At 72.4% G+C, this 4,192-nt stretch carries 3 protein-coding genes and 1 pseudogene; 3 read left to right on the top strand and 1 reads right to left on the bottom strand.

All coding sequences use genetic code 11. The features are described 5' to 3' along the window. Together G6028_RS12265 and G6028_RS12260 are read left to right on the top strand one after the other, a co-directional pair. Positions 1–234, top strand: a pseudogene (locus tag G6028_RS12265) (hypothetical protein); the annotation flags it as partial. A 115-nt stretch (positions 235–349) separates the two neighbouring features. Continuing rightward, complete coding sequence (locus G6028_RS12260) at positions 350–1,471, top strand: glycerate kinase (RefSeq protein ID WP_182659031.1); 1,122 nt, start codon at positions 350–352, stop codon at positions 1,469–1,471. 15 nt (positions 1,472–1,486) lie between these two features. Here G6028_RS12260 and G6028_RS12255 read toward each other — a convergent pair whose 3' ends face one another. After that, complete coding sequence (locus G6028_RS12255) at positions 1,487–2,317, bottom strand: acyl-[acyl-carrier-protein] thioesterase (RefSeq protein ID WP_182659030.1); 831 nt, start codon at positions 2,315–2,317, stop codon at positions 1,487–1,489. 165 nt (positions 2,318–2,482) lie between these two features. On the opposite strand from G6028_RS12255, the gene G6028_RS12250 reads away from it, so the two are divergent. Continuing rightward, positions 2,483–4,048, top strand: a complete 1,566-nt coding sequence (locus G6028_RS12250; protein WP_182659029.1) for an FMN-binding glutamate synthase family protein — start codon at positions 2,483–2,485, stop codon at positions 4,046–4,048. Positions 4,049–4,192 lie beyond the last annotated feature (144 nt).

Below are 4,192 nucleotides of genomic sequence, written 5' to 3'. Positions count from 1 at the left end.
GACACCGACACGGGCTCCGTCTCGGGCTCGGCTGACGAGGGCACCGACACCGGTTCCGTCTCCGGCTCGGCTGACGAGGGCACCGACACCGGCTCCGTCTCCGGCTCCGCCGACGAGGGCACCGACACCGACACCGGCTCGCTGAGCGGCGCGCTCGCGGGTCTGAGCTCCGGCGCCGAGGCCGGCGCGGAGGTCGGCGTCGACGCGGGCCTGACCGCCGGTTCGCTGGGCTGACACGCGCGCATCCCCTCACCCCGGATGCACTTCCACGGCCCGGGGTCGTGACTCCTCCAGAGCCACGACCCCGGGCCGTCGTGTGTCCGCCGACACGATGGGGAATGATGCAGGGGTGACGATCGTCGTGGCATGCGGGGCCTTCAAGGGTTCTCTCACCGCTATCGAGGCATGCCATCACGCTGCCGAAGGGGCTCGCCGTGCCCACCCGGACACCGATGTGGTGGTCAGGCCGGTCGCGGACGGGGGCGGCGGCAGCCTCGAGGTGATGGTCGCCGGTGGCGCCCGTGAGGTCCGCGTGACCGCCTCCGGCCCCACCGGGGAGGCGGTCGAGACCTCGTTCGCCGCCATCGACCCGGACACCGCCTTCGTGGAGATGGCGGACGCCTGTGGGCTGCTCCGACTCCCCGGGGGCCGGATGCGGCCCCTCGAGTCCTCGAGCCGCGGTGTGGGCGAGGTCCTCCTGGCCGCGCTCCGCTCGGGTCGCGGCAACATCCACCTCGGCATCGGCGGCAGCGCCTCCACCGACGGCGGCAGCGGGATGCTCTCCGCGTTGGGCGCCCGCTTCCTCGACTCCTGCGGCACCGAACTCCCCGACGGCGGCGGCGCGCTGGTGAACCTCGACCGCGTCGACCTGGACGGGATCGACCCCGCGGTCCGCGCCTCACGCATCCTGGTCGCCTGCGACGTCGACAACCCCCTGCTCGGACCGCTCGGGGCGGCCCGCGTCTACGGCCCGCAGAAGGGGGCCTCCGCCGACCAGATCGAGGCCCTCGAGGCGGGACTGGCCCGCCTGGTCGAGGTACTGCGCGGCCAGGGACTCGAGGTGGATCCCGACGCACCGGGCTCCGGCGCGGCCGGGGGCGTGGGCTTCGCGGCCCGCGAACTGCTCGACGCGTCCCTGGATCCGGGATTCGAGGTCCTGGGCACCCTCACCGGCCTCGAGGACGTGGTGTCCGCCGCCGACCTGGTGGTGACCGGCGAGGGCCGGCTCGACGACCAGACGATGCACGGCAAGACCCCCATGGGTGTGGCGGCGCTGTGTCGCTCGCACGCCGTGCCGGTGGTGGCCGTGTGCGGACGGCTGGACCTGGGTGCCGACCGCGTGGCGGAGGCCGGGTTCGCGGCCGCGGCCGCCCTCACCGAGCGGGAGCCGGACCTGGCCAGGTCGATGGCCAACGCGGGCGCGCTGTTGGAGGACGTGGCCGCGGAGGTCGTCTCGCGCATCCTGCCCTGACGATCGTCCGCTCGCCTAGCTCTCCTGCCGGTCGTCCGGCTGACCCGTGACGGTCACCGTCGCCGCGACGCGGTCGTCCACCGTCATCCACATCTGCAACCGGTGTCCGGACCGCCTACGCCGGATCGTCATGGACGACCCCGGGACCACGGGGTGCGAGTACTCGATCACGATGCGGTGGCGCTGCCTCAGCAGGTCCTGGTGATCGACGAGTTCGTCCTCGACCGCGTCGAGGTAGGCGGCGTTGTTGACGTGCTGGAGCAGGTCGAAATCCGTGCTGCGGAGGATGTGGGGTCGGTCCTCCGGCTGATCCGGTCCGGGGGACCCGGCGGGCGGGGGCGTGGTCATGGCGGCCCACCGCAGGCGGTGGGTCTCCGTGGTGGCCGAGAGGGTGGCGAAGCCCTCGTCGCTGATGCGGGCGGGCACGCCGTGGGCGTTGACGTTGATCCAGAACGCCTCGGTCTCCACCAGTCCGTCGGGTCGCGGCCCGTCGTCGTCGGGGCCGTCCCGGTGCTCCGCCGTCAGTCGCACCCGCATGTTCGCCCACCGCGTGGACAGTCCGGAGCACCAGCGCTGGAGGTGGACGGTGGCCGGCCAGCAGATCGGCTCGATCACGTCGATCACGGTCCGCCGGACGATCCAGTACGGGTCGGTCCGCGCGTGACCGGTGGCCTCGAGATCGTCGCCCGCCACGTCCTGGAGGTACCGGGCGATGCTGTCCAACCGCAGCCGGCGCAGGGGATCGACCTCGCCCGTTCGCACCGTGCGGGAGGTGGAGTAGCCCGATCCGGCCGAGGGTGGAGGGGGAAGCGGTTGCGGGCCGTCATCCTGCACTGGGTCGGTCATCTATATGGTCCTCTCGCGTGTCCGGTCCGGGCGGGCGCGTCGCGCCCTTCCGGTATCCCGCGACGGTCCGGCCACTGTAGACGTACTCCCACCGCGCGGCGGTCCCGGGCACGCCGGGTGACGGGTGGTCCATGATGGGGACACCGACAGACCCCGGAGGTCGACATGCGCAAGTGGCTCCTCGGCGCCCCCGTCGCCGCCCTGGCCGCCGTCGCGGCCTCGGACCTGAGACAGACCAGGTACCCGATCCTGCGGACCTTCCCCGTCCTGGGGCACGCGCGGATGGCCCTGAGCTCCATCGGTCCCGAACTGCGCCAGTACATCGTGGCGGGCAACAACGAGGAGCGGCCGTTCACCCGGGACCAACGTGCCTGGATCCAGGAGTCGGCGGAGGGACGGGCCACCACGTTCGGGTTCGGCACGGACAACAACATCGAGTTCCTCGAGGGTTACCCGATCGTCAAGCCGCGCACGTTCGCCGGGGTGACGGTGTCGGCCCACGCGCACTCCGCCGAGCAGATCCAACTCCCACCGGCCAAGGTCCTCGGCGCCGCCCGCGGCCGGGCCCGCGCGTTCCGCCCCGAGTCCCTGGTGTCGATCTCGGGGATGAGCTACGGCGCGCTGTCGGCACCTGCTGTCGAGGCCCTCAACCGCGGCGCCGCTCTCGCGGGCGCTCTGCACAACACGGGCGAGGGCGGGCTGAGCCCGTACCACCAGAAGGGCGGTGACCTGGTCTTCCAGATCGGCACCGCCTACTTCGGGGTCCGCGACGCCGAAGGCCGATTCGACATCGACGCTCTGGTGGCCCTCACCGAGAAGCACCCGATCCGGGCGATCGAGATCAAGCTCAGCCAGGGCGCCAAACCCGGACTGGGCGGCCTGCTGCCCGCGGCCAAGGTCACGGCGGAGATCGGGCGGATCCGCGGCATCCCCACCGACCGCGAGTGTGCGAGCCCGTCCCGGCACACCGCCTTCCACGACGTGGACTCCATGCTCGACCTGGTGGAGGAGATCGCCGAGCGCACCGGCCTGCCGGTGGGCATCAAATCCGCGGTCGGCGAGCTGGACTTCTGGGAGCAGCTGGCCGCCGCGATGATCCCGCGGCAGCGAGGCGTCGACTTCATCACCATCGACGGTGGCGAGGGTGGCACCGGCGCCGCCCCGCTCGTCTTCACCGACGCGGTGTCACTGCCGTTCCGGTTGGGATTCTCCCGCGTCTACCGGGTCTTCGCCGAGGCCGGACTGACCGACGACGTGGTGTTCGTGGGCTCCGGCAAGCTGGGCATCCCCGAGAACGCGGCGGTCGCGTTCGCGCTCGGTGTGGACATGATCGCCGTCGGCCGCGAGGCCATGCTCTCCATCGGCTGCATCCAGGCCCAGAAGTGCCACACCGACCGCTGCCCCACCGGGGTGGCCACCCAGAACCCGTGGCTGGTCCGAGGAGTGGACCCCACGAACAAGGCCGTGCGGTGCGCGGCCTACATCCGGTCGCTGCGACGCGATCTCGTCAAGATCTCCGGCGCCGTCGGCGTGCCCCACCCGTCACTGATCGGGCCCGAGGACGTGGAGTTGGCCAACGGCACCCGGGACTCGACGACGCTCGCGGAGATCTACGGATACCGACCCGGGTGGGGACTGCCCGGCCCGGCCGACATCCGCCGGATCGCCGACCTCATGACCGCGAGCGGCGCGGCCGAGCACACCGCCGCCTACACGCCCCCCGGGCTCTGACCACACCCCTGCCCACTCCTGCCCGCCCCTGTTGCTCCCCGCCCCGCCCCGCCCCGCCATCGAAAAGAGCGTTCCGCGCAGATCTACTCGGCCGATGTGTGCGGAACGCTCTTCCCGACGGCTGCGGGCGGGGCCCGGCGGGGG

The organism is Dietzia cercidiphylli (assembly GCF_014145145.1).
In the GTDB taxonomy this organism is placed as follows: domain Bacteria; phylum Actinomycetota; class Actinomycetes; order Mycobacteriales; family Mycobacteriaceae; genus Dietzia; species Dietzia natronolimnaea.
Note: the sequence above shows the minus strand (reverse complement) of the source record. Positions and strands in the feature narration are given on the sequence as shown.